General features: G+C 64.6%; 20 protein-coding genes. 12 read left to right on the top strand and 8 right to left on the bottom strand.

All coding sequences use genetic code 11. The features are described 5' to 3' along the window. The first annotated feature begins 53 nt into the window (after positions 1-53). Both ACEWQZ_RS12625 and ACEWQZ_RS12620 read left to right on the top strand, forming a co-directional pair. The gene (locus ACEWQZ_RS12625) at positions 54-797 is read left to right on the top strand and encodes a glycosyltransferase family 2 protein (RefSeq protein WP_476483454.1); all 744 of its coding nucleotides are present in this window, start codon (positions 54-56) and stop codon (positions 795-797) included. Further along, a complete protein-coding gene (locus ACEWQZ_RS12620) occupies positions 782-2,443 on the top strand; it encodes a glycosyltransferase family 39 protein (protein ID WP_476483453.1) in 1,662 nt (553 codons plus the stop codon). Before ACEWQZ_RS12625 ends, ACEWQZ_RS12620 begins: the two co-directional genes overlap by 16 nt. Here the strand turns inward: ACEWQZ_RS12620 and ACEWQZ_RS12615 are convergent. Together ACEWQZ_RS12615 and kynU are read right to left on the bottom strand one after the other, a co-directional pair. Beyond that, positions 2,406-3,113, bottom strand: coding sequence for a TVP38/TMEM64 family protein (locus tag ACEWQZ_RS12615; RefSeq protein ID WP_476483452.1), 708 nt, complete (start codon positions 3,111-3,113; stop codon positions 2,406-2,408). The two genes, ACEWQZ_RS12620 and ACEWQZ_RS12615, sit on opposite strands and share 38 nt — an antisense overlap. Positions 3,114-3,118: 5 nt before the next feature. After that, a complete protein-coding gene (gene kynU / locus ACEWQZ_RS12610) occupies positions 3,119-4,387 on the bottom strand; it encodes a kynureninase (protein WP_476483451.1) in 1,269 nt (422 codons plus the stop codon). Between the two features lie 181 nt (positions 4,388-4,568). Here kynU and queA point away from each other — a divergent pair, with 181 nt between their 5' ends. The 7 genes from queA (at position 4,569) to ACEWQZ_RS12575 (ending at position 13,114) form a co-directional block, all read left to right on the top strand. Then, entirely contained in the window at positions 4,569-5,588 is a 1,020-nt protein-coding gene (gene queA / locus ACEWQZ_RS12605) for a tRNA preQ1(34) S-adenosylmethionine ribosyltransferase-isomerase QueA (protein WP_476483450.1), read from the top strand. 43 nt (positions 5,589-5,631) lie between these two features. Continuing rightward, positions 5,632-6,738, top strand: coding sequence for a tRNA guanosine(34) transglycosylase Tgt (gene tgt, locus ACEWQZ_RS12600; protein ID WP_476483449.1), 1,107 nt, complete (start codon positions 5,632-5,634; stop codon positions 6,736-6,738). Between the two features lie 134 nt (positions 6,739-6,872). Next, positions 6,873-7,205 carry a preprotein translocase subunit YajC gene (gene yajC / locus ACEWQZ_RS12595; RefSeq protein ID WP_476483448.1) on the top strand — a complete coding sequence of 111 codons (333 nt, stop codon included), beginning with the start codon at positions 6,873-6,875 and terminating at the stop codon, positions 7,203-7,205. Between the two features lie 69 nt (positions 7,206-7,274). After that, positions 7,275-9,137 (top strand): protein translocase subunit SecD, encoded by a 1,863-nt coding sequence (gene secD / locus ACEWQZ_RS12590; RefSeq protein ID WP_476483447.1) that lies wholly within the window; start codon positions 7,275-7,277, stop codon positions 9,135-9,137. A gap of 16 nt (positions 9,138-9,153) precedes the next feature. After that, on the top strand, positions 9,154-10,125 hold the full coding sequence (secF, locus tag ACEWQZ_RS12585) for a protein translocase subunit SecF (RefSeq protein WP_476483446.1): 972 nt from the start codon (positions 9,154-9,156) through the stop codon (positions 10,123-10,125). A gap of 1 nt (position 10,126) precedes the next feature. Beyond that, on the top strand, positions 10,127-10,594 hold the full coding sequence (locus ACEWQZ_RS12580) for a hypothetical protein (protein WP_476483445.1): 468 nt from the start codon (positions 10,127-10,129) through the stop codon (positions 10,592-10,594). An 84-nt stretch (positions 10,595-10,678) separates the two neighbouring features. Then, on the top strand, positions 10,679-13,114 hold the full coding sequence (locus tag ACEWQZ_RS12575) for a serine/threonine-protein kinase (RefSeq protein ID WP_476483444.1): 2,436 nt from the start codon (positions 10,679-10,681) through the stop codon (positions 13,112-13,114). Between the two features lie 2 nt (positions 13,115-13,116). On the opposite strand, the gene ACEWQZ_RS12570 is transcribed toward ACEWQZ_RS12575, so the two are convergent. Continuing rightward, positions 13,117-13,692: an ECF-type sigma factor gene (locus tag ACEWQZ_RS12570; RefSeq protein ID WP_476483443.1), complete on the bottom strand. Its 576-nt coding sequence runs from the start codon at positions 13,690-13,692 to the stop codon at positions 13,117-13,119. 168 nt (positions 13,693-13,860) lie between these two features. On the opposite strand from ACEWQZ_RS12570, the gene ACEWQZ_RS12565 reads away from it, so the two are divergent. Next, positions 13,861-14,364: a hypothetical protein gene (locus tag ACEWQZ_RS12565; protein WP_476483442.1), complete on the top strand. Its 504-nt coding sequence runs from the start codon at positions 13,861-13,863 to the stop codon at positions 14,362-14,364. 107 nt (positions 14,365-14,471) lie between these two features. On the opposite strand, the gene hutI is transcribed toward ACEWQZ_RS12565, so the two are convergent. The 3 genes from hutI to hutU form a co-directional block, all read right to left on the bottom strand. Further along, on the bottom strand, positions 14,472-15,707 hold the full coding sequence (gene hutI / locus ACEWQZ_RS12560) for an imidazolonepropionase (RefSeq protein ID WP_476483441.1): 1,236 nt from the start codon (positions 15,705-15,707) through the stop codon (positions 14,472-14,474). A gap of 152 nt (positions 15,708-15,859) precedes the next feature. Further along, the gene (hutH, locus tag ACEWQZ_RS12555) at positions 15,860-17,365 is read right to left on the bottom strand and encodes a histidine ammonia-lyase (RefSeq protein ID WP_476483440.1); all 1,506 of its coding nucleotides are present in this window, start codon (positions 17,363-17,365) and stop codon (positions 15,860-15,862) included. Continuing rightward, positions 17,358-19,031, bottom strand: coding sequence for a urocanate hydratase (gene hutU, locus ACEWQZ_RS12550; RefSeq protein ID WP_476483439.1), 1,674 nt, complete (start codon positions 19,029-19,031; stop codon positions 17,358-17,360). The genes hutH and hutU overlap by 8 nt, the downstream gene beginning before the upstream one ends. A gap of 144 nt (positions 19,032-19,175) precedes the next feature. Between hutU and ACEWQZ_RS12545 the strand changes: the two genes are divergently transcribed. Beyond that, positions 19,176-19,685, top strand: coding sequence for a disulfide bond formation protein B (locus ACEWQZ_RS12545; RefSeq protein ID WP_476483498.1), 510 nt, complete (start codon positions 19,176-19,178; stop codon positions 19,683-19,685). A gap of 6 nt (positions 19,686-19,691) precedes the next feature. Next, positions 19,692-21,062, top strand: a complete 1,371-nt coding sequence (locus ACEWQZ_RS12540; RefSeq protein WP_476483438.1) for a class II 3-deoxy-7-phosphoheptulonate synthase — start codon at positions 19,692-19,694, stop codon at positions 21,060-21,062. Between the two features lie 83 nt (positions 21,063-21,145). On the opposite strand, the gene ACEWQZ_RS12535 is transcribed toward ACEWQZ_RS12540, so the two are convergent. Both ACEWQZ_RS12535 and ACEWQZ_RS12530 read right to left on the bottom strand, forming a co-directional pair. Continuing rightward, positions 21,146-21,583: a DUF4399 domain-containing protein gene (locus ACEWQZ_RS12535; RefSeq protein WP_476483437.1), complete on the bottom strand. Its 438-nt coding sequence runs from the start codon at positions 21,581-21,583 to the stop codon at positions 21,146-21,148. Positions 21,584-21,632: 49 nt separating this feature from the next. Next, complete coding sequence (locus ACEWQZ_RS12530) at positions 21,633-22,610, bottom strand: malate dehydrogenase (RefSeq protein ID WP_476483436.1); 978 nt, start codon at positions 22,608-22,610, stop codon at positions 21,633-21,635. Positions 22,611-22,705 lie beyond the last annotated feature (95 nt).

Genomic DNA, 22,705 nt, shown 5'->3' with positions numbered 1-22,705 from the left:
CGGCCTGGTGAATCCAGGCCGATGCGATCGGTCTCATCCAAAGCCCTGTCGATATGATCAGAGATCACAAGGTCGTGGTAGTCATGCCCGCCTACAATGCGGCGCGAACGCTGGAGCAGACGCTGGCGGAGGTGTCGCGTGAGGTGGTCGATGAGGTCATTCTGGTCGACGACGCCAGCCAGGACGATACTGCCGAGCTGGCGCGGGAGCTGGGAATAGAGCAGGTCATACGGCATGACCGCAATCGCGGCTACGGTGGCAATCAGAAAACCTGCTATCGGGCCGCGCTGGCGCGCGGGGCCGATATCGTGATCATGCTGCACCCGGACTACCAATACAATCCGCGTCTGATTCCGGCCATGGCGGAGCTGGTGGCCAGCGGTCTGTTTCCGGTCGTGCTGGGCTCGCGCATTCTCGGCGGCGGCGCCCTCAGCGGCGGCATGCCGGTCTACAAGTACATTGCCAACCGGTTTCTTACCGCCTTCCAGAACCTGTGCACGGGTGCCAAGCTGTCGGAGTATCACACCGGTTACCGCGCTTTTTCTGCGCACATCCTCGAGCAGCTCGATCTCGACGGCAACTCGGACGACTTCATTTTCGACAACCAGATGCTGGCTCAAGTCCTGGCGCGCGGGCATCGCATAGGCGAGATCAGCTGCCCGACGCACTATTTCAGCGACGCCTCTTCGATCAACTTCAGGCGCTCGGTAACCTACGGCCTGGGCGTGCTCGGGATTTCCCTGCAGCATCTGCTCGCCCGCAGCCGGTTGTATCGACCGCGATGGTGGCGGACATAGTCGCCTCGCGGCGCATGACCGGCCGCTTCTGGTTTGTGCTGCTGTGGCTTGCGGTCGTCGTTGCCGCCGCCTGGCTCAGGCTGTGGCAGATCGATTTGCAGATTCTGCTCGATGACGAGTGGCATGCACTGCATCGGCTGATGCACGCCAGCTACGGCGAGATCTTTCTCAGTTTCGGTCACGCTGACTACTGTATTCCGCTCACGCTGATGTTCAAGGCCCTGGCCGAGACCGTCGGCCTGCATGCATGGCAGATGCGGGCGCTGCCGATGCTGTCTGGACTGGCGGCGGTGGTGCTGCTGCCCTGGCTGTTGCGTACCTGGCTGCGGCCCGGTGAGCGTCTGTGCCTGGGTGCGTTGATCGCGATCTCGCCGCTGCTGGTGCATTTTTCGCGCTATGCGCGCCCTTATGCGCTGGTTGTTCTGCTGGGCTTTGCGGCCATCATCCTGTTGTGGCACTGGTGGCATCACGGCGGCCGTGGGCGCGCTGCCGGTTTTCTGGCCTGCGCCGTGGCCGCGGCCTGGCTGCACCCGCTGACCACGCTCTACACCGGCGCGGCGCTGAGCTGGTTTGCGGTGGCGGGGCTGTGGCGCTGGCGCCAGGGGCAGGGCGCAGCGACTTTCTGGAAGACTGTCGCGCTCGGCGCGACCACCACGCTTGCCTGCAGCGCGCTGATTCTGCCGCCACTGCTGGCTGATACCGGCGCCATTGCGGTCAAGGCCGGCAAGCATTCGATCGAGCTCGAGACCCTGGCACGGAGCTGGGAAATGGTCCTTGGCCTGGGGCGTCCCTGGCTGGCGGCGCTGCTGGCGGTGCCGGTGGCCGTGGGAGGGCACCTGCTCTGGCGCCGCGATCGGGCGTTCCTCATCTTCTGGCTGGTGTTGAGCGCCGCGGTCGGTGGTGTCCTCCAGGTCCTGGGGCCGGAGTGGATCCGCCATGCTCTCGTGCTGGTGCGCTACATGGCGATTTCGGTTCCTGTTGTCCTGGCGCTGCTAGCGATCGGCCTGGTGCATATCGTGCTGGTGATCATCCGTTGGGCCGGACGCGCCGGGCAGCCCGCGGCAGCCGTGGCCCTGTTGCTGGTCGGCGGCCTTTATCTTGCCGGTCCGCTGCCGGCGGTCTACAGCGGTATCAACCAGTTCACCAACGCGGTGCGTTACCAGGTTGACTACAATTTTCAGCGCAGCGTCTACCATGGCATCATGGCGCCGCTCGAGACGCCGCCGTTCTACCGTGAGATTGCCGCCGCTGAGGAAGAATGGATCGTAGTCGAGGCTGCCTGGTATTTCGAGACGAACTTCACCCCGATTTCGGAATTTCAGCGTGAGCATCAGCTTGAGGTCGAGATCGGCATGATCAGCGGGCTGTGCACCGACTGGGTCGCAGGCGAGCTCGATCCGGATGACGGTCTCGAAATCGAGCTGCGGCAGTTTGTCCATCTCAGCGATGTGCTTGCCGAGCCGGGCTCCGTCAATCGCCTGGTGGTTTTCCACCTGGGCAACCCGTTCGACCACCCGACCAGACCCTTACCCGATCTCTCACCTTGTATCGAGGCCTTTCGCGAGCAGGTCGGGCCGCCCTGGTACGAAAGCGAAGACCACGTCGTGTTCAGGCTTCCGGCGTCAGGCCGGGGAGACGACGCCTGAGCAGCCACGACGCACAGACCAGAAGCACCACACCGAGCATGGGCAGGCCGATTTCGGGTTCCAGCAGCAGCGCCGGCGACATCAGGCCGCGGGCGTCGAGCAGGGCGTCGAGACCGGAGCCGACGCCGGCGTAGACGATGGCCGACGGCGTCAGCCCGATCAATGAGGCGATCAGAAAGCGACTGAGATCGATGCGGGTAAAGGCAGAGCCGGCATTGACCGCAAAACAGGGCGCGACCGGAACGATGCGCAGCAGGGTGACGTAGAAAAACGCGTTTCTGTCCATCAGCGCGAATATCTTCCGCGCGCGTCCCTCGCGCAGAAAGGCGCTGTCCTCGCGCACGCCGAGCAGCCGCATCAGCGTGAAGGTCAGTACCGCTCCTGCGGTCATGCCGGCGAGCGCTGCCGCTGCCCCCACGCCGGCCCCGAACAGAAAGCCGCCGGCCACCGTGAACACGGTCGCCGCCGGCAGCGTCAGCGTGATCAATACGGCAAAAGCCAGGATATAGATGGCCACGCCGGGCCAGTAGTGGGTGGCAACCATGCCTTCGAGCTGCCCGACCAGCCTGAGCACAGAGGCCTGGCCGATATCGGTCAGCGCCACGGCAAAGGCAAGCACGATCGACAGCGCCAGGGCGGCCAGGGCCAGCTTGAAAGGTTTGTGTCGCATGGTATTCAGCGCTTGTCGACGGCCAGCATCCGGCCGGTCAGGTCGACAAAGCGCTCGACGTCCTCGCGGTTGTTGTAGAGCGGCGCCGGCGCGACCCGGATGATGTCGGGCGGACGCCAGTCGCATGTGACACCGTGCGCCTCGAGACGTTCGAGCAACCGCCGGCTTTCCTGCTCGCCGGCGTGCAGCCTCAGCGACAGCTGGCAGCCGCGGCGGTGCGGTTCCAGCGGCGTAATGATATCGACTTGATCCTGTAGTTCCTGCGTGAGCAGATGAGCCAGATAGCCGGTCAGCTCCAGCGAGGCGTGGCGCAGGGGCGCGATGCCCCCGGCATCATCAAAAAGCTGCAGCGAGGCCAGCAGGGGCGCGCTGGCCAGAACCGGCAGGGTCGAGAGCTGCCAGCCGGCGGCCCCGGGCTGCGGTCGAAATTGCGGCTGCATCCGGAAGCGGGTGCTGACCTCCTGGCCCCACCAACCGGCAAGACGCGGACCGTCGAAGTGCGCGTGGCGGGCGTGCACGAACAGGCCGGCAATGGCGCCGGGGCCGGCGTTGAGATACTTGTAGCTGCACCAGACGGCAAAATCGGGCCCGTCGTCGTGCAACTGCAGGGGAACATTGCCTACTGCATGCGCCAGATCCAGGCCCACTGCGGCGCCGGCCTTGCGCGCTGCGCGACAGACGCGCCCGATATCGAAAACCTGCCCCGTGGCGTATTGCACCCCCGGCCAGAGCACGAGCGCGACCTGATCGCCGTAGCGCTCGAGGTAGTCTTCGAGATCTTGCTCATGCAGCAGGCCGTCGCGACGGGTGGCGAGCTCGACGAGATCGTGTTCGGAATCGAGGCCGTGGAGGTGCAGCTGCGAGGCCACTGCGTAGCGGTCCGACGGGAAGCTGCCTTTCTCGATGATGATGCGCCGGCGCCTTGCTGTCGGCTGGTAGAAGCTGATCAGCATCTGGTGCAGGTTGGCGGTGAGCGTGCCGGTAGCGACCACCTCTTCCTGATGGGCGCCCAACAGGCGCGCCAGCGCGTCGCCAAGCAGCTCGTGATAACCGGTCCAGGCCGTGGGCCCGTCGAAATGGCCGGCCACACCCAGCCGGGCCCAGCGCTCCAGCTCGGCATCGACGGTGTCGGCAGCATCGCGGGGCTGCGCGCCCAGGGAGTGCCCGCACAAGTAGGTGCCCGGTTGGCCGGCGGCGCCGGCGCCGCCGGGTATGCGAAAGCGGTCACGAAACCGACCGGGTGTGAATCCGGTTGTGGGTGTGGCGTGGGTCATGGTTCGAACAGTCCGTGGTTCGAGCAGTCAGGCAAACAAAGGTGCAGGGGCAGCATAGCCGGAAACCCGTCGAGCCGAAAGGCGCCGGCGATGTCGACGGGTGCCGCGCTGCAGGTGCCGCTACAATGGCGTTCGCTGACGCCGCGTCAGCTCATGCCACGCCATTCATGGAACATTCGCAATGAAGGTTTCCGACTTTCAGTTCGATCTGCCCGAAGATCAGATCGCGCAGTACCCGCTCGCCGAACGTTCGGCGAGTCGGCTGCTGCAGCTCGAGCGCAGGAGCGGTCGCTGGCATGATCGCCGGTTTGCCGGGCTGCCCGAGCTGCTGGCGCCGGAAGATCTGCTGGTGTTCAACAACACCCGAGTCATCCCGGCTCGTCTGTGGGCGCGCAAGGAAAGTGGCGGCCGCGTCGAGATCATGATCGAGCGTGTGGTCTCCGATCGGGAAGCGATCGTGCAGCTGCGAGCCAACCGCAAGCCGGTGATCGACTCACGGTTGTTCATCGATGGTCAGGCCGAGTTGTGTGTATGCGGCCGCGAGGAGGCGTTCTGGCGCCTGAGTATCGTGTCCGGTTCGGGCTGGTCTGCGCTGCTGGAGGCGGTTGGCCACATGCCGCTGCCGCCTTATATCGAGCGCAGCGACGAGGCGCTGGACGCGGAGCGCTACCAGACGGTTTTCGCGAAGGTGCCCGGCGCGGTGGCGGCACCTACCGCCGGCTTGCATTTCGACGCCTCCGTCTTTGCCGGCCTCGACGCGCTGGGCGTGCACCGCGCGGAGTGCACCCTGCACGTTGGTGCCGGCACTTTCCAGCCGGTGCGCGTCGAGCGGATTTCCGAGCACCGCATGCACGCCGAGTGGCTGTCGGTTTCCGACAGTCTGGTCGCGGCCGTGGAAGCCGCACGTGCTCGCGGCGGCCGGGTGATTGCGGTTGGCACCACCGCCGTACGCGCCCTGGAGACAGCCGCCGCTGGCGGCAGGTTGACCGCATTTGCTGGCGACAGTCGGCTGTTTCTTCATCCGGGCAGCCAGTTCCGGGTGGTCGACGCAATGATCACCAACTTTCACTTGCCCGGTTCGACCCTGCTGATGCTGGTCAGCGCCTTCGCCGGACGCGAAAATGTGCTGGCGGCTTATCGCCATGCAGTCGAGGCCGGGTATCGTTTCTTCAGCTATGGCGACGCCATGTTCATTGGGTGAGCCATTGTGTGTGAAGATCAAACACTTGGGAAATTGATTTCAGATGAATTTTGAGCTCCTCGCCAATGATCGCGATGCCCGTCGGGGGCGGTTGACCTTCGAGCGCGGCACCGTTGAAACGCCGGCCTTCATGCCGGTGGGAACCTATGGAACGGTCAAGGCGATGACGCCCGAGGAGCTGCGAACGATCGGCGCGGAGATGATTCTGGGCAACACCTTCCACCTGATGTTGCGTCCGGGCACGGAGGTCATCGCCGCCCACGGCGACCTGCACGATTTCATGGGCTGGAACGGGCCGATCCTGACCGATTCCGGTGGTTTTCAGGTTTTCAGCCTGGCCGACCGGCGCAGGCTGAGCGAAGACGGGGTGACTTTCGCATCGCCGGTGGATGGGGCCCGGGTGTTTCTCGGGCCTGAAGAGTCGATGGCGGTGCAGCGTGCGCTGGGTGCGGACATTGTCATGATCTTTGACGAATGTACGCCGTACCCGGCCACTCAGGCCCAGGCGCGCGAATCCATGGAGCGCTCCCTGCGCTGGGCCGAGCGTTCGCGTCAAGCGCATGCGGACAATCCGGCGGCGCTGTTCGGCATCGTGCAGGGCGGAATGTATCCGCAATTGCGCCGGCGCTCCAGCGAGGGGCTGCTCGAAATCGGTTTCGACGGCTACGCCATTGGCGGCCTGAGTGTCGGTGAGCCTGCCGGCGAACGGGAAGCGATGCTCGAGGCGACCTGTCCGCTGCTGCCGACCGGGCAGCCGCGGTATCTCATGGGGGTCGGGCGCCCCGAAGATCTGGTGGCCGCGGTGGCGCGCGGAGTGGACATGTTCGACTGCGTGATGCCCACGCGTAACGCCCGCAACGGCCACCTGTTTACCAGCCGCGGCGTGGTCAGGATCCGCAATGCCCGCCACACCAGCGATACCGGCCCGATCGACCCCGAGTGCGAGTGCTATACCTGTCGCCATCATTCACGCGCCTATCTCAAGCACCTGGACAAGTGCAACGAGATTCTCGGTCACCGCCTGGCCACCATCCACAACCTGCATTACTACCAGGCCCTCATGCAGCGCATGCGCCGCGCCATCGAGGCGGGAAACTTCCAGCGCCTGGCGCGGGAGCTGGCCGCAGGCTGGGCGCGGCAGGACGCCTGAGCGCTGAAAGCGGCCGACCCGCCGGGCGGTATGGTCGTAGCCGGTCAGCTGTGCAATAATTGCGCGTTTGGATTCCTTCTCAGCGGTCCCAAGATACGCTGTGACGTGAAACGTTTTTTCTCAAGGAAGAATCTATGGATTTTCTGATCTCCAGTGCCCTGGCGCAGGATGCAGCGGGCCAGGCGCCCTCCATGCTCGGCAGCCTGCTGCCGCTGATCCTGATTGTCGTCATCTTCTGGTTCTTGCTCATTCGTCCGCAAATGAAGCGCAACAAGCAGCATCGCGAGCTGGTTGCCGCCCTGTCGGCGGGTGACGAGGTGGTAACCGCCGGCGGCATGCTCGGCAAGATCACCGAAGTGGGCGAGAGCTTTGTTTCCGTGGAGCTGACCGAGGGGGTGATCATCAAGGTGCAGAAGCACTCGGTGGCGCAGGTCGTGCCGAAGGGAACGATCGACTCTTCGAGCTGACCGGGTATTCATGCCTTGCAGGCCCGGCGCTCGCTTTCCAAATAATCAGAACCAACGAATGATTGACTCATGAATCGATTTCCACCCTGGAAGTACGCCCTGCTGATCATCGTGCTCGGCCTCGGGCTTGTGTACGCCCTGCCAAACATCTACGGCGACGATCCGGCTGTTCAGGTCTCGTCCGCGCGCGGCTTCGATCTGCAGCAGGAGCTGGTCGGCCAGGTCGAGCGAACGCTCGAATCGGCCGGTATCGAGCACGGGCGCAGCGAGTTCTCGCCGCAGCGGATCCTGATACGCTTTGCCAACAGTGACCGGCAGCTGCGGGCCGCCGACGCCCTGCGCGATGCCCTCGATGACGATGAGTATGTCGTCGCCCTGAACCTGGCGCCGGCCACGCCGGCGTGGCTGGCGGGGCTGAATGCCGAGCCGATGGTGCTTGGGCTGGATCTGCAGGGTGGTGTGCATTTTCTCATGCAGGTCGATATGGAGGCCGCCCGCAAACAACGCCTCAACAGCTATGTCGATTCCATCCGCGGCCTGCTGCGCGACGCCGGCATCCGCTATCGCTCGGTGCGTGTTGCCGGCAAGACGGTGGTGGCCGAGCTGCGTACCGAAGAACACCGCAACGAGGCGCGCGAGATTCTCACGCGCGAACTCGAGGGCCTGAGCATCGAATCGGCTGACAGCGGGCAGACCCATAACCTGCGTGCGAGCATCACCGACGAGTTTCTGCAGGAGGTTCAGCAGAACGCGCTCACGCAGAACATGACCACCTTGCGTGCCCGCGTCAACGAGCTTGGCGTGGCCGAGCCGGTCATCCAGCAGCAGGGCGGCAACCGTATCGTGGTGCAGCTGCCGGGCGTGCAGGATACCGCTCAGGCCAAACGCGTGCTGGGGGCAACGGCAACCATCGAGTATCGCGCGGTCGATGAGCAGAACGATCCCTACGAAGCCGAACGCACCGGCCGCGTGCCGCCGGGTTCCATGCTTTATCACATGCGCAGCGGCGAGCCCATTCTCCTGTCGCGCGAGGTGATTGCATCGGGTCAGAACCTGATCGGCGCAGCCGCCGGCTTCGACCAGCAGTCGGGCCAGCCCAACGTGGTGGTCACGCTCGACGGCGAGGGTGCCCGCCGCATGCGTGATCACACCAGCCAGAATGTCGGCAATCGCCTGGCGGTGGTATTCATCGAATATCGCCCGGAAACCAGAATGGTCGACGGCGAGGAAGTGCACAGCACCCGCCGCGTGGAAGAAGTGGTTTCCGCCCCGGTCACGCGCGAGCCTTTCGGCAAGCGTTTCCAGACCACGGGCCTGGGCTCGGCAACCGAAGCTGCCCAGCTGGCCATGCTGCTGCGCGCCGGTGCGCTGGCAGCGCCAATGCAGATCATCGAGGAGCGAACGGTCGGCCCCAGCCTGGGTCAGGACAATATCGATCAGGGCTTCATGTCGGTCGTGATCGGTTTCGCGCTGGTGCTCATCATCATGGCGGTTTACTACAAGGTCTTCGGATTGATCGCCAACCTTGCTTTGACTGCCAACCTGGTATTGATCGTTGCTCTGCTGTCGCTGCTGGGCGCGACGCTGACCCTTCCGGGGATTGCCGGGATCGTGCTGACCGTTGGCATGGCCGTCGATGCCAACGTGCTGATTTTCGAACGTATTCGGGAGGAGCTGCGTAACGGCAACACGCCGCAGGCATCCATCCGCTCCGGCTATGAGAAAGCGTTCTCGACCATCGCCGACGCCAACGTCACCACGCTGATCGCCGCCATCGTGCTGTTCATGTTCGGTACCGGCTCGATCAAGGGTTTTGCGGTGACGCTCAGCCTGGGTATTGTCACCTCCATGTTCACGGCCATTCTGGGCACGCGCGGCGTGGTTTCGCTGGTCTACGGCGGCCGCAAGCGCGTCAAGTCACTGGCCATTTGAGGAGCGTCGAATCGTCATGGATATCTTGAAACGCCAAACCCGCATCAACTTCCTGCGCTACGGCAATGTCGCCCTGGTGATCTCTGCGTTGGTGCTGATTGCCGGCATCGTATCGCTGTCGACGCGCGGCCTGGACTTCGGGCTGGATTTCACCGGCGGCACGCTGATCGAGCTGCATTACCCGCAGGCGCCGGAGCTCAACGACATTCGCCAGACGCTGGAGTCGAACGGCTTCGAGGACTTTGTCGTGCAGGCCTTTGGAACCGCCAGCGACGTTGTCATCCGCATTCCGGTAGCCGACGATGGCGAATCCAGCGCGGACATCAGCACGCGGGTGCTGGAGGCGCTGTCGGAATCCGCGCCGGGTATCGATATGCGCCGGGTCGAGTTCGTCGGGCCGCAGATCGGCAAGGAGCTTGCCGAGCAGGGTGGCCTGGCCTTGCTCTACGTGCTTATCGGCGTGCTGCTCTATATTTCATTCCGCTTCCAGTGGCGATTCGCTGTTGGCGCCGTAGGCGCGCTTGTCCACGATGCCGTGCTGGTGCTCGGGCTGCTGTCGATCTTCCAGGTCAGCTTCGACCTGACCGTTGTGGCCGCCATCCTGGCGATGATTGGTTACTCGCTCAATGACACCATCGTGGTCTACGACCGTCTGCGCGAGAATTTCCAGACCAAGCGCAAGGGCAGCGCGTATGAGTTGACCAACCTGTCCATCAACCAGATGCTCGGTCGAACCGTGATGACCTCGCTGACAACGCTGGTAGTCCTGATCGCGCTGTTCTATTTCGGCGGCGAAATCATCCACGCGTTCGCCTTCACCCTGATCATGGGGGTCGTCACCGGCACGTATTCGTCGATCTACATAGCCGGCAGTCTTGCGGTCAAGCTGGGCGTGTCAAAGCAGGATCTGATGCCGGTGCAGAAAGAGGGCGTCGATCAGCCGGATCAGGAGATCCTGCCCGAGCGTTTCCGCAATCGGGGCGCCTGACATGCGGGCCCTGCGGGCTTGCGTGCTGTTTGTGCTGCCAGCCATGCTGGTGGCCAGCGCGCTGGCCGAGGGGTCGAATGAAGAAGCCCGATACGCGGTGGCCATGGAGCTGTGGGTTGACGGTGAGCTGCGCGGTACACCTTCGGTGGTGACTGTGGCCGGTCGGCCAGCGTCCGTTGCAGTGGCCGATGCCCCCGAGGGCGACGGCTGGAAGATCGAGCTGCGGGTCGAGCCACCCGTGGTATCCGAGGGAGCGCCGGTGGGCGCCATCTGGCTTGAGTTGTCGGTACACGAGCGCCGCGACGGTGACTGGGAAGTTCTGGCCGACTCCCTTCTGGGCGTGCCCGAAGGGCGGAGCGCGACGATGTCGGTGGTGGCACCCGGAGTCGATCAAGCCGAGCCGGAGAACAGCCTGCTCCATCTCACGGCCCGGGCCTCTCGTGTGCCGCCGGAAACTCCCCGGACCTGATTGCGAGTCGCCTTTGCGGTCTGGCGCCGAGCACTCCCTCTGGCGTAATCTGGCGTCTCACCCCCATCAGCCGATCCGCTTGGAATGAGCGAGTCTGACGCCAGGCAACGTTATCGCCGCGCCAAGGCCATCGTGAACGAGGTCATCGATGGTCCGCGGTCGGAACGGGCAGCGCTTGTTGCTCGGCGCTGCGCCGACGATGAGATGCTCCGGTACGAGGTCGAGTGGCTGCTCGCAGCCGCTGAAGACGGCGCCGACGACGAAGTGCCGGAAAACTTCCAGCGAGCGGCCCGCAGTGCGCTTCAGGAAGTCTCGTTTGAAGTGCCACTGCCGCGCAACTACCGTCTGCTCAAGCGCCTGGGGCAGGGCGGCATGGGCATGGTCTATCTGGCCGAGCGCATCGATGGCGACCTGCGCCAGCCGGTCGCCTTCAAACTGCTGCACTTCAACGAAACTGACAACCCGGCGCTTGCGCAGCGTTTTGCGACCGAGCGCGCCATCCTTTCGCGCCTCAATCATCCCGGCATTGCCCGACTGCTCGACGGCGGAATGACCCGCGAGGGACGGCCCTTTCTCGCCACCGAGTTTGTCGACGGCGAACGCATTGACCACTGGGCCGCTCGAAAGCGTGACCGCAATGACGTCCTGGAGCGTTTCATCAGGGTGGCCGAAGCGGTCGATTACGCTCACCGCCACATGGTCATTCATCGCGATATCAAGCCGGCCAACATTCTGGTCACGCCCTCGGGTGATCCGCGCCTGCTCGACTTCGGTGTGGCCGGCCTGCTCGACGATGAGGCCGGTTCGGAGGATGGCGACAGCCGCGCGCTGACGCCGGGTTATGCCAGCCCCGAGCAACTGCGCGGCAAGGGGTTGAGCGCGGCAACCGATGTCTATTCGCTGGGCGTAGTGCTCTACGAACTGCTCGCCGGGCGGCACCCTTTTGCAGGCTTCGAAAATGATTCGGACCTGTCCCGTTGCGTGCTGGAAGGTGGTTATCCCGCGCCCGTTGATCGCCATGGCCGGCAGCTTCCGGCGGCCCTGGCGGCGAGCGTCGAGCGGGCCATGCAGGTCGACCCCCGGCGGCGCTATCCCACAGTCGGCGCTTTTGTCGCAGACCTTGGGCGTTTCCTGGAGCATCGCCCCGTCAGCGCCCTCGATGGCGGCATTTTCTACCGGGCGGGCTGTTTCGCCCGTCGCCACCGCGCCAGTCTGGGGCTGGGGGTGGCCGCGGTCGTGCTGCTGACGGCATTCATGGTCAACCGGGAGGTGCAGCTTGAACGCATCGCCTGGGAGCGCGATCGTGCCGAAGCCGTCACTGACTTCATGTCCGGTTTGATTGCCGGTGCCGACGCCTTGCCGGCACGCGGGCGCGATGTGACGGTGCGTGAAATCCTGGATATGGGCGCCCGCCGGCTCGCCGCTTCCGTGCGCGAGCACCCCGCCGCACTGGGGGAAATGTATCTGGCGCTGGGGCAGGCCTACAACGCGCTGGGCCTGGGTGAGCAGGCACTGCCGCTGCTCGAGCACGCGCGCGACAGTCTCGACGGACGGGCGCCGCCGCGCACGGTGGCCATGATCCAGTCTGAACTCGCCGCGGCCTACGATTCGGCCGGCCGCGCTGCCGAGGCCATTGCCGCCGATGAGCGCGCCATCCGTCTGCTGGAAGACAGTGTGGGTGCGCAATCGCCGCAGGTCACGCGTGCAAGAATTCGGCGGCTGCGCAACATGGCCAACGTGTTGGATCAGGCGCCAGACGGAATCATCCGCCAGCTGGAGTCCATTATCGAGCGGGTCAAGGCGCAGCCGGCGCCCGATCAGCAGCTGCTCTTCGATGCGCGCTCCGCTCTGGTGGGCGCTCGGGTCACCGCCGGTGAGCAGGAAGCCGCCCTGGACGACGCGCTGCGCGCCCGCGAACTGGCCGAGCTTCTTTACGCGCGCGACGATCCGCGCCGGCTGCGCGGGCGCTATCTGCACGCCACCGCACTGATGCTCAGCCAGCCGCGGCAGGCCGTGGCCATGCTCGAAGCGCTGGTTGCCGATCACGCAGAGCTGGTGGGCCCCAGCCAGCGCATGGCCAACACCATCGGCAATCTGGGGGTGGCACTTTCGCGCCTGGAGCGAAACGAGGAAAGCATGGCCGCCTTCCGGCGTGCGGCCGACATGATCGAAGACACCGTTGGCCGCGATCATTATCTCTATCGTTTGTCGATGATGAATCTGGCCGCGATACGTCTGCGCGTCGGTCAACCCGAGGAGGCCGAGCGGTTGCTGCAGGAGATTCTGCCGGGGCTCGAGCAGCGCCATGCGCGCGTGGGTGGCATCGAGACCTTTTATTGGGTCTTTACGCTGGAAGTGCTCGGCGGCGCCGAAGTGGCGCAGGGGCGGCTGGCCGACGCCATCACGACCTATGAACGCGCTCGCGATGCTCTCGCGCGCAATCCGGAGGCGTGGCCGGAGCTGCGCGAGCGCATTATCGGCAAACTGACGGATCTGGAGCGCGAGCTCGGTCGTTCCTGACCTCAGTCTTCACCCAGGCGCCGCTTGAGCCAGGCGCGCGCCATGCGCCACTCGCGGGCGACGGTCGAGCGCGACAAATCCATGGTCTCGGCGGTTTCTTCCATGCTCAGGCCGGCAAAATAACGCAGCTCCACAATGCGCGCCTGGCGCCCGTCGATTTCCGCCAGCTGCTCCAGAACCTCATCGATGGCGATCAGCTCGAGCCCGAAGGCCTCGCCGGCAGTGGCATCTTCAAGGTCGACGCGCTGCGCTTCCTGCGGGCGCTTGTCGGCGTTGCGGCGGCGCGCGTAGTCGACCAGTACCCGCCGCATGACCGTGGCGGCGACCAGCACGAACTCACGCCGATCCTCCCAGCTCTCGAACTCCTGGCCGGCCAGCCGCAGATAGGCCTCGTTGATCAGGGCGGTGGGCTGCAGGGTGTGGTCGCGACGCTGGCGCGCCAGCTGTCGCGCAGCGAGCGCCTGCAGCTCGTCGTAAACCAGCGGCAGCAAGTGCGACAGGGATTTCTCTCCACGGCCCGCATGCTCCCGGACCAGGGTCTCGAGGTGTTTGCTGCGCTGTGGAAGATTACTGCTCATCGGTCGAGTCTGCTGTCGGGCTTGCCGGAGGTCACTGCCGGAGGGGAATATCCGGACACGGTTCACTTTACCACCGGTGCTGGATTAGAATGAAGGCTGACGCGCGTTCACCCGGGGATTGGTTTGCTTATGCCGATTTGGCGCTTTTGCACTGCTGCAATAGTCGTGTTGCTGGCTTCTTCCGCGGCGTTGGCCGAAGAAGCCTGCGTGATCGACGCTGATGAGGTGGCCGGTCGCGCCCCGGGAGACACCGTGCTGGCCGTTGCGCCGCAGGCAAACGCCGTCAGCGTGCAGTGCGGTGCTGGTGGCTTGACCGGGCTGTCCATTCGCCTGGCGGCCGGCGCCAGTCTTGAACAGAGGCTGCTGGTCGATCTGCCGGCAGGCGCTGTCGTCGATGTCGTCACGGTGGAAGACAGCCCGCACTGGTTGCGCATCCAGCCGTCGGTCGAAGGGCGGCCGGACGCCGGCCTCACCCTCGTGATACGCGCTCCCGCAGACAGCGAAGCCGGCTGGCGGGGCACGGCCGAGGTGGTTTTCGACGCCGCCGGCCAACGCCCTCGGGTCTACCTCCCCGTCGAGCTTCTGACTATCGATCCCGAGTCGCTGTTTCGAGACGGTTTTGGCCCCGATCCGCATCCCACCATCGGCCAATTCAGTTTCGCGGGCGATTGACACGCCGCGCCGGCACGGCGAACGCCGTTGACGCTCGTTACCTGGCGCAGCAGCCCAAGCATCCGGACCGGATGCATTGGGCGAATGCGCCACCGTTCTGTGCTCGATCAGTCCCCCGGGCGGTCGGGTTGGCGCAGCCAATCGCCCGACTTCAGCGTGCCAATGCAGGCATTGGGTCTGAAGTGATAGAGCCAGTGATTGATATCCGGTGCGTCGATGACGGCCAGGTCGGCGGCGTAGCCGGGCTGCAGGCTGCCTTGTGATGCCTCGAGGCCAATAGCGCGGGCGGCGTGGGTGGTCGCGCCACGCAGCACTTCGGCCGGGCTCATGCGCTGGTGTACGGCGGCCAGGGTCATCGCCAGGTGCAGGTGGTAGCTCGGAGCCGTACCGGGATTGAAGTCGGTGGCCACGGCTACGCGTGTACCGGCCTCGATCCAGCGTCGTGCGGGCAGGAAGGGCTCGCGCAGATACATTGACGCAATCGGCAGACTGACGGCCACCGTACCGGCCTGCGCCATGGCCGCAATATCTCCGTCGCTTGCATACTCCAGATGTTCGGCAGAAACCGCCCCGAGCTCGGCAGCCAGGCCGGCGCCGCCGCCGGACGACAGCTGGTCGGCGTGAATCTTGAGTCCCAGCCCCTGGGCCTGCGCGGTTTCCAGAATCTGGCGCCCTTCTGCGAGCGTGAAGGCATTTTCTTCGATGAACACATCGCAGAAGCGCGCCAGTTTTCGTTTGGCGACTTCGGGAATCAGTTCCTCGCACAACAGGTTGATGTATTCATCGCGTCGCTGGCGGTATTCGACCGGAACCAGATGGGCACCCAGAAAAGTGGGCACGATATCCAGCGGCTGCTCTTCGTTGAGCCGGCGATAAACCTCAAGCTGTTTGATCTCGTCATCGCGGTTGAGGCCGTAGCCCGACTTGGCCTCGACGGTGGTGATGCCCAGTTGCGCCATGTCAGCCAGTGCCTTGCCGGCTTTGGCGTGCAGTGTGTCGAGATCGGCCTGACGCGTGGCGCTGACGGTGGCATTGATGCCGCCCCCGGCCGCCTGGATATCCTGGTAGCTGGCGCCCTCCAGCCGGGCGGCAAACTCGTCGCCGCGCCAGCCGCCAAAACACAGGTGCGTGTGGCAGTCGATCAGTCCGGGCACGACGCAGCCGCCGCCGGCATCGAAGCGCTCGGCATCGGCGTACTCGGCCGGCAGATCAGCTTCCGGCCCGGCATAGCGAATCGCGTCGCCCTCCCAGACCACTGCAGCGCGTTCGATTGCATCCACCTCGTCGTGCGCGCCGTCGGCCGGCACGCGGTAGAGAGTGGAGATGTTGGTAAGTGATTTCATGAAAACCTCAGATCAGAACCTGAAGATCAAAACCTTTTTGTCCACAGATGAACACAGATAAGGAAAACAACGACAAGCAAGAAAAAATAGCGACTTCCTCGGCACGGTTCTATCTTTTTCAACCGAGCCCGCAAATGGATCACAAGCAGGGCTCATCGAAGCCCGGCGACAACCGACTCTACCGAAGCGACCAGTTCGCCGGACTGCAGCAGCCGGGTGCAGGTATCGATGTCGGCGCCGACCTCGTAGTCTTCTTCGGCGTGGTTGGCGTGAGCGCGGACGAATTCGTGTGCGGCGAGCACGCCGCGACCCGGCTTGAGCGGCTGGCGAAAATCCAGCGCCTGGGCGGCGGTGAGCATTTCCACGGCCATGACGCGCTCGACGTTGTGCAGCACGCTCAAGAGTTTGAGCGCGCTGATCGAGCCCATCGAGACATGGTCTTCTTGGCCCAGGCTGGTGGGGATGGAGTCGACGCTGGCGGGGTGGCACAGCACCTTGTTTTCGCTCACCAGGGCGGCCGCGGTGTACTGCGGGATCATGAAGCCGGAGTTGATGCCGGTGTCGCTCATCAAGAGCTTTGGCAGGCCGTCGTGGCCTTCGAGCAGCAGATAGGTGCGCCGCTCGGAGATGCTGGCCAGCTCCGACAGCGCGATGGCGGCGTAGTCGAGCGCCAGCGCCAGCGGCTGGCCGTGGAAATTGCCGGCCGAGACCGTGTCGCCGTCGTCGAACACCAGCGGATTGTCGGTGACCGAGTTGATTTCGCGCTCGACGACCTCGGCGGCGTGTGCCAGGGCATCGCGGCTGGCGCCGTGAACCTGGGGAATGCAGCGCAGGGAGTAGGGGTCCTGGACCTTGCCGCAGTGGCGGTGTGATTCCAGAATCTCGGAATTGTCGAGCAGCTGCCGGACGTTGGCGGCTACCGCCTGCTGGCCGGGGTGCGGACGCACTTCGTGAACCCGCGCATCGAAGGGCTTTGCCGAGCCCTGCAGGGCCTCCAGGCTCATGCCGGCGAGAATGTCGGCGGCGGTCAACAGGTGGCGGGCGCGCTCGAGCACGAACGCACCGTAGGCCGACATCAACTGGGTGCCGTTGATCAGGGCCAGGCCATCCTTGGCGGCGGGCTCGGCGGCTTCAAGACCGTGTCGGGCCAGCGTGGCACTTGCCGGCTCCGGGCCGGTTCGCTCGGCGTTCCAGCACTGCCCCCGGCCGATCAGCGGCAGGCTCATGTGCGCCAGCGGGGCCAGGTCGCCCGAGGCGCCGACGCTGCCGCGGCTGGGAATGAAGGGCAGGATATCGAGCTCGCAGAACCTCAGGAGCTGCCTGAAGATCGGCAGCGAAATACCTGAATTTCCCAGCCCAAGGGCGTGAACCTTGAGCTGCATCATCAGCCGCGTGATCTCGATGGGCACGGGCGCGCCCGTGCCGCAGGCGTGCGACAGCAGCAGGTTGCGCTGGAGCTGGCCGAGCTGATCGTCGTCGATGCGCTTGCTCGCCAGCGCTCCGAAGCCGGTATTGACGCCGTAGATGGCATCGCCGCTTTCGAGCGCGCGCTCGACAACGGCGCGTGAGCGCTCCACGGCGCCGTCGTCGGCCCGCAGCGCGTTCAGCCCTCGCTCGAGGTCGGCGTACAGGGTGTCGATGGTCAGAGCGTCATTCATGCTTGCCGTCCAGCATCGGAATATCGACGCCGCGCTCGCGCGCGATTTCGATCGCTTCGTCGTAGCCGGCGTCGGCGTGGCGCATCACCCCCAGGCCGGGGTCGGCCGTGAGTACGCGCTGCAGCCGCTCGTAGCCGGACTGCGTGCCGTCGGCGAGCGCGACCATGCCGGCGTGCAGGGAGTAGCCGATGCCCACGCCGCCGCCGTGGTGGAAGGAGACCCAGCTGGCGCCGCAGGCGGTGTTGGCCAGGGCGTTGAGTATCGGCCAGTCGGCAATTGCGTCCGAACCGTCCTTCATGGCCTCGGTTTCGCGGTTGGGCGAGGCTACCGAGCCGGTGTCGAGATGATCGCGGCCAATGACGATGGGGGCGTCGACCTTGCCTTTCTCCACCAGCCAGTTGAATTTCTCGCCGGCTTCGGCGCGCTCGCCGTATTCCAGCCAGCAGATGCGCGAGGGCAGGCCCTGAAAGTGGATCTTTTCCTGCGCCTGGTGGATCCAGCGCCGCAGATGCTCCTTTTCCGGAAACAGTTCGAGGATGGCCTTGTCGGTGGCGGCGATATCTGCCGGATTGCCCGACAGCGCGGCCCAGCGGAACGGCCCGGCGCCGCGACAGAACAGCGGCCGGATGAAGGCGGGCACGAAGCCGGGAAAATCGAAGGCGTTTTTCATACCGCGCAGATCTGCGACCTGGCCTCTGAGGTTGTTGCCGTAGTCGAAGGTGATCGCGCCGCGTTCCTGCATTTTCAGCATCGCATCGACGTGAATCTCCATCGAGTCGAGCACGCGCTCGTCGTAGCCCTTCGGATCCTTTTCGCGCATGACCCGGGCATCGTCGAGAGAAAGGCCGGCGGGGATATAGCCCGTTCTCAGGTCGTGAGCAGAGGTCTGATCGGTGAGCGCATCGGGGATGATGCCGCGCTCGAGCATTTCGGGCAGCACTTCGGCGATGTTGCCGAGCAGGCCGACGGAGACGGGCTCCTTTGCGTTCTCGATGATCTCCATGGCTTCGTCGAGGCTGTTGGCCTTGCGGTCGCAATAGCCGGTCTCCACGCGCCGATCGATGCGCGTTTCGTCGACTTCCACGCCAATGCAGTGGCCCTCGTTCATGGTCACGGCCAGCGGCTGGGCCCCGCCCATGCCGCCCAGGCCTGCGGTGACCGTCAGCCGGCCCTTCATCGAACCGCCGAAATGCTGACGGGCGAGTTCGGCGAAGGTCTCGTAGGTGCCCTGGACGATGCCCTGCGAGCCGATGTAGATCCACGAGCCGGCGGTCATCTGGCCGTACATGGTCAGGCCCTTGTCCTCGAGGTCGCGGAAGGTGTCCCAGTTGGCCCAGCGCCCGACCAGGTTGGAGTTGGCGATCAGAACGCGCGGCGCCTGGTCGTGGGTGCGGATCACGCCGACCGGCTTGCCCGACTGGACCAGCAGGGTCTCGTCGTCTTTCAGCCGCTCGAGCGTGCTGATGATGGCGCGATAGCTGTCGTGATTGCGCGCAGCCTTGCCGGTGCCGCCGTAGACGATCAGTTTGTCGGGGTGTTCGGCCACCTCCGGGTCGAGATTATTCATGAGCATGCGCATGGCCGCTTCCTGGTGCCAGCCGCGGCAGCGCAGGGTGGTGCCGCGAGCAGCGCGCACCGGAGAGGTGGACGGACTCTGCTGGGTCATGGATTTCCTGTGCGGTTTGAACAGTGACCTCGAGTATACCAATCCGGCATGCTCCAGCCGGGCTTGTGCGCCTGCTCGGGCAGCGCTGGTAATCAATCTGTGCGGGTGCGTCGACGCCGCAAAATTGAATACAATGGAGCCATGATGAATCCGATCCGCGGCCGCTGGCCTTTCCTGCTGATTCTTGTCGCCTGTGCGGGCCTCCTGGCCTACGCCTATTACGCCCAGTTCGTCCTCGAGCTGGAGCCCTGTCCGCTTTGCATACTGCAGCGCCTGGGGTTCATGCTCATGGGGGTATTTGCACTGGCTGGTGCCGTTCATGGTCCCGTGGCCTGGGGGCGCTGGATTTATGGCGTGCCGATCCTGCTCGGCGCCGGCTGGGGGGTGGTGACTGCCTCGCGGCACGTGTGGCTGCAGAGTCTGCCGGCCGATAAGGTGCCCGATTGCGGCCCCGGCATGTATTTCATGCTCGAGTACGATTTTCCGCTGGCCGAGATCCTGCGCGAAGCTTTCACGGGCGCAGGTGAGTGCGCCGAAGTTGATTGGCACTTTCTTGGTCTGTCAATGCCCCTGTGGACGCTGATCTGGTATGTTGGACTTGCAGCTTTCATGCTGTGGGTGCTGTTGGCACCCCGTGCACACGATCGGATCTGAATCATCATGAGCGAAAAACTCAAGACCATCACTCCTGCCCACGGCTGGCGGCCGGACTCCTGGCAGCAGAAGGAGGCCAGTCAGCAGGCCACCTATCCTGACGAAGTGGCCTTCCATCAGGCGCTGAATCGCCTGACGGCGATGCCGCCGCTGGTGACCTCATGGGAAATTCTCACGCTCAAGGAGCAGATCGCCGAGGCCCAGGCAGGCAAGCGTTTCGTGCTCCAGGGCGGCGACTGCGCCGAGCTGTTCGACGACTGCGAGCCGACCATCATCGCCAACCGCCTCAAGGTGCTGCTGCAGATGTCGTTGGTGCTGCTGCACGGAATGGAAAAGCCGGTTGTGCGGATCGGTCGTTTTGCCGGCCAGTACGCAAAGCCGCGTTCGGCCGATACCGAAACGCGCGACGGGGTCACCCTGCCGAGCTACCGCGGTGATCTGGTCAACGCGCCGGAATTTACCGAACAGGCCCGTACGCCCGACCCCGAGCGCCTGCTGCGCGGTCATGCCAGCTCGGCAATGACGATGAACTTCGTCCGTGCGCTGGTCGACGGCGGCTTTGCCGATCTGCATCATCCGGAATACTGGAACCTGGGCTGGCTCGAACACTCACCCCTGGCCGCGGAATTCGAACGCATTGCCGACAGCATCGGCCATTCACTGCGGTTCATGGAAACCATTACCGGACAGAAGCCCGGCAGTGTACGCAGAGTAGACTTCTTCACCTCGCACGAAGCGCTGCACCTGAACTATGAACAGGCGCTCACGCGCCGGGTGCCGCGCCAGTGGGGCTGGTTCAACCTGTCAACGCATTTCCCGTGGATCGGCATGCGGACCGCCGACATGGAAGGTGCGCACGTGGAAATGTTCCGCGGCATCCGCAACCCCATGGGCATCAAGCTCGGGCCGGGGATGTCGGCCAGCTGGCTCAAGGACCTGATCCGCACCCTCAACCCGGACAACGAGGCGGGCCGCCTGGTGCTGATCCATCGCATGGGCGCCAGCCAGGTTGCCGACAAGCTGCCGCCGTTGATCGAGGCCGTGCGCGCGACTGGCTCGCCGGTGCTGTGGATCTGCGACCCCATGCACGGTAATACCGAGACGACCGGAAACGGTTACAAGACGCGGCGTTTTGCCAATATCGTGTCCGAGGTCGAGCAGTCATTCGATATTCATGCCGCTTCTGGCTCCCGGCTGGGTGGCGTGCATCTCGAACTGACTGGAGAGAACGTTACCGAATGCACCGGTGGGGCGCGTGAGCTGGGCGAGCAGGACCTCTGCCGCGCCTACAAGACCACGGTCGACCCGCGCCTGAACTATGAGCAGGCGCTGGAACTGTCGATGCGCATTGTCGGCAAGCACCGCAGCCTTGGCTGAGATGGCGGTAGCTCGCTGGCTCGCCAAAGCGAAAGCCCGGCATGCGCCGGGCTTTTTTTGTGCGCGAGTGTGTCCAGGCGCCGTTACTCGACCGTGATGGTAATTCGTTCCGATATCACCGGCGGATTGTGGGGAACGTGACGGTAGTCGCCCACCAGAAGCTGTAGCGTGTGTTCTCCCGGTTCGAGTTCGATGTCGACCTCGGTCTGCCCGCCGCCGAAGTGAATCAGCTGATCGGATGTGGGCAGGGGGCGATCCATGCCCGGCATCTCGCTGTCGCCAAGGTCGATCAGTAGATGATGGTGTCCCGTGCCTTGCTGGACGACACCGGCCGGGGCGATGCCCATGCCTTCAAGCCCGAAGCGGATGGTCACCGGACTGGACACGGTGGCGCCGTCGTCGGGCGTGATGAAATAAACGCGGGCGCCGTCGGGCGATTTGATGCGGTCCATTCCCTGGGCCGGGGCCAAGGCTGGCAAGAGCAGCAGGAGCGTGAGCACGGGAAGCTTGAGTGCCTTCATTGCAATCTCCCTGAGCGGTTTACCAATGACGTCGTTGATCAGCGGGCATTCAGAGCAGCGAGTCCACCGCCTGACGCTCTTCGCGCAGCTCCTTGTCGGTGGCGTCCAGACGCGCGCGCGAGAACTCGTTGATTTCCAGGCCCTGGACGATTTTCCATTCGCCGCCTTCGCAGGTGCATGGGAAAGAGAAGATCACGCCCTGCTCGATGCCGTAGCTGCCGTCTGCAGGGACGGCCATGGAGACCCAGTCATCGCCGTCGGTGCCGCGCACCCAGTCGCGGATATGGTCGATGGCGCTGGAAGCCGCCGACGCCGCGCTGGAGGCTCCGCGGGCCTTGATGATGGCGGCGCCGCGCTGCTGCACCGTGGGGATGAAGTCGTTCTCGTACCAGTCGCGGTCGACTTGATCGATACCGGCCTTGCCGTCGACATTGACGTGGTGAATGTCCGGATACTGGGTGGAAGAGTGATTGCCCCAGATCGTCATCTGCTTGATGCGGGTATGGTGCGTGCCGGTCTTGTTCGCCAGCTGGGCGATGGCGCGGTTGTGATCGAGGCGCGTCATGGCGGTGAAATTTTCCGGCGGCAGATCCGGTGCGTTCGCCTGAGTGATCAGCGCATTGGTATTGGCCGGGTTGCCAACCACCAGCACTTTGACGTCGCGGCTGGCCACGGCGTTGAGGCTCTTGCCCTGGGGGCCGAAGATCTTGCCGTTTTCAGCCAGCAGGTCGGCGCGCTCCATGCCGGCACCGCGCGGCTTGGCGCCAACCAGCAGGGCGATGTCGGCGTCCTTGAAACCCTCGTCAAGCTCGGTTGTCGTGACGATGCCGTGCAGCAAGGGGAGGGCGGCGTCCTCGAGCTCCATGGCAACGCCCTTGAGTGCGTCGATGGCTGGCGGAATCTCGATCAGCTGGAGGATGACCGGCTGGTTCAGACCCAGCATATTGCCGGCAGCAATCCGGAAACACAGCTGATAACCGATCTGGCCGGCGGCGCCGGTGATGGCCACGCGTACGGGTTTTTCCATGGGTGATCTCCTGCATGATGTTGGTTGGCAATTGCCCATTTTAACGCAAGCAGGACGCCCAGCCTGATTGCCGCGGTACCGGTGGCAAACCGGCC

The organism is Wenzhouxiangella sp. YN1, from assembly GCF_056324145.1.
This window is presented reverse-complemented; position numbering and strand designations above follow the sequence as displayed.

Bases quoted from the DNA above. Each gene is read 5' to 3' on its own strand.
- ACEWQZ_RS12625 (WP_476483454.1), top strand. From the start codon at position 54: ATGATCAGAGATCACAAGGTCGTGGTAGTCATGCCCGCCTACAATGCG.
- ACEWQZ_RS12620 (WP_476483453.1), top strand. From the start codon at position 782: ATGGTGGCGGACATAGTCGCCTCGCGGCGCATGACCGGCCGCTTCTGG.
- ACEWQZ_RS12615 (WP_476483452.1), bottom strand. From the start codon at position 3,113: ATGCGACACAAACCTTTCAAGCTGGCCCTGGCCGCCCTGGCGCTGTCG.
- kynU (WP_476483451.1), bottom strand. From the start codon at position 4,387: ATGACCCACGCCACACCCACAACCGGATTCACACCCGGTCGGTTTCGT.
- queA (WP_476483450.1), top strand. From the start codon at position 4,569: ATGAAGGTTTCCGACTTTCAGTTCGATCTGCCCGAAGATCAGATCGCG.
- tgt (WP_476483449.1), top strand. From the start codon at position 5,632: ATGAATTTTGAGCTCCTCGCCAATGATCGCGATGCCCGTCGGGGGCGG.
- yajC (WP_476483448.1), top strand. From the start codon at position 6,873: ATGGATTTTCTGATCTCCAGTGCCCTGGCGCAGGATGCAGCGGGCCAG.
- secD (WP_476483447.1), top strand. From the start codon at position 7,275: ATGAATCGATTTCCACCCTGGAAGTACGCCCTGCTGATCATCGTGCTC.
- secF (WP_476483446.1), top strand. From the start codon at position 9,154: ATGGATATCTTGAAACGCCAAACCCGCATCAACTTCCTGCGCTACGGC.
- ACEWQZ_RS12580 (WP_476483445.1), top strand. From the start codon at position 10,127: ATGCGGGCCCTGCGGGCTTGCGTGCTGTTTGTGCTGCCAGCCATGCTG.
- ACEWQZ_RS12575 (WP_476483444.1), top strand. From the start codon at position 10,679: ATGAGCGAGTCTGACGCCAGGCAACGTTATCGCCGCGCCAAGGCCATC.
- ACEWQZ_RS12570 (WP_476483443.1), bottom strand. From the start codon at position 13,692: ATGAGCAGTAATCTTCCACAGCGCAGCAAACACCTCGAGACCCTGGTC.
- hutI (WP_476483441.1), bottom strand. From the start codon at position 15,707: ATGAAATCACTTACCAACATCTCCACTCTCTACCGCGTGCCGGCCGAC.
- hutH (WP_476483440.1), bottom strand. From the start codon at position 17,365: ATGAATGACGCTCTGACCATCGACACCCTGTACGCCGACCTCGAGCGA.
- hutU (WP_476483439.1), bottom strand. From the start codon at position 19,031: ATGACCCAGCAGAGTCCGTCCACCTCTCCGGTGCGCGCTGCTCGCGGC.
- ACEWQZ_RS12545 (WP_476483498.1), top strand. From the start codon at position 19,176: ATGAATCCGATCCGCGGCCGCTGGCCTTTCCTGCTGATTCTTGTCGCC.
- ACEWQZ_RS12540 (WP_476483438.1), top strand. From the start codon at position 19,692: ATGAGCGAAAAACTCAAGACCATCACTCCTGCCCACGGCTGGCGGCCG.
- ACEWQZ_RS12535 (WP_476483437.1), bottom strand. From the start codon at position 21,583: ATGAAGGCACTCAAGCTTCCCGTGCTCACGCTCCTGCTGCTCTTGCCA.
- ACEWQZ_RS12530 (WP_476483436.1), bottom strand. From the start codon at position 22,610: ATGGAAAAACCCGTACGCGTGGCCATCACCGGCGCCGCCGGCCAGATC.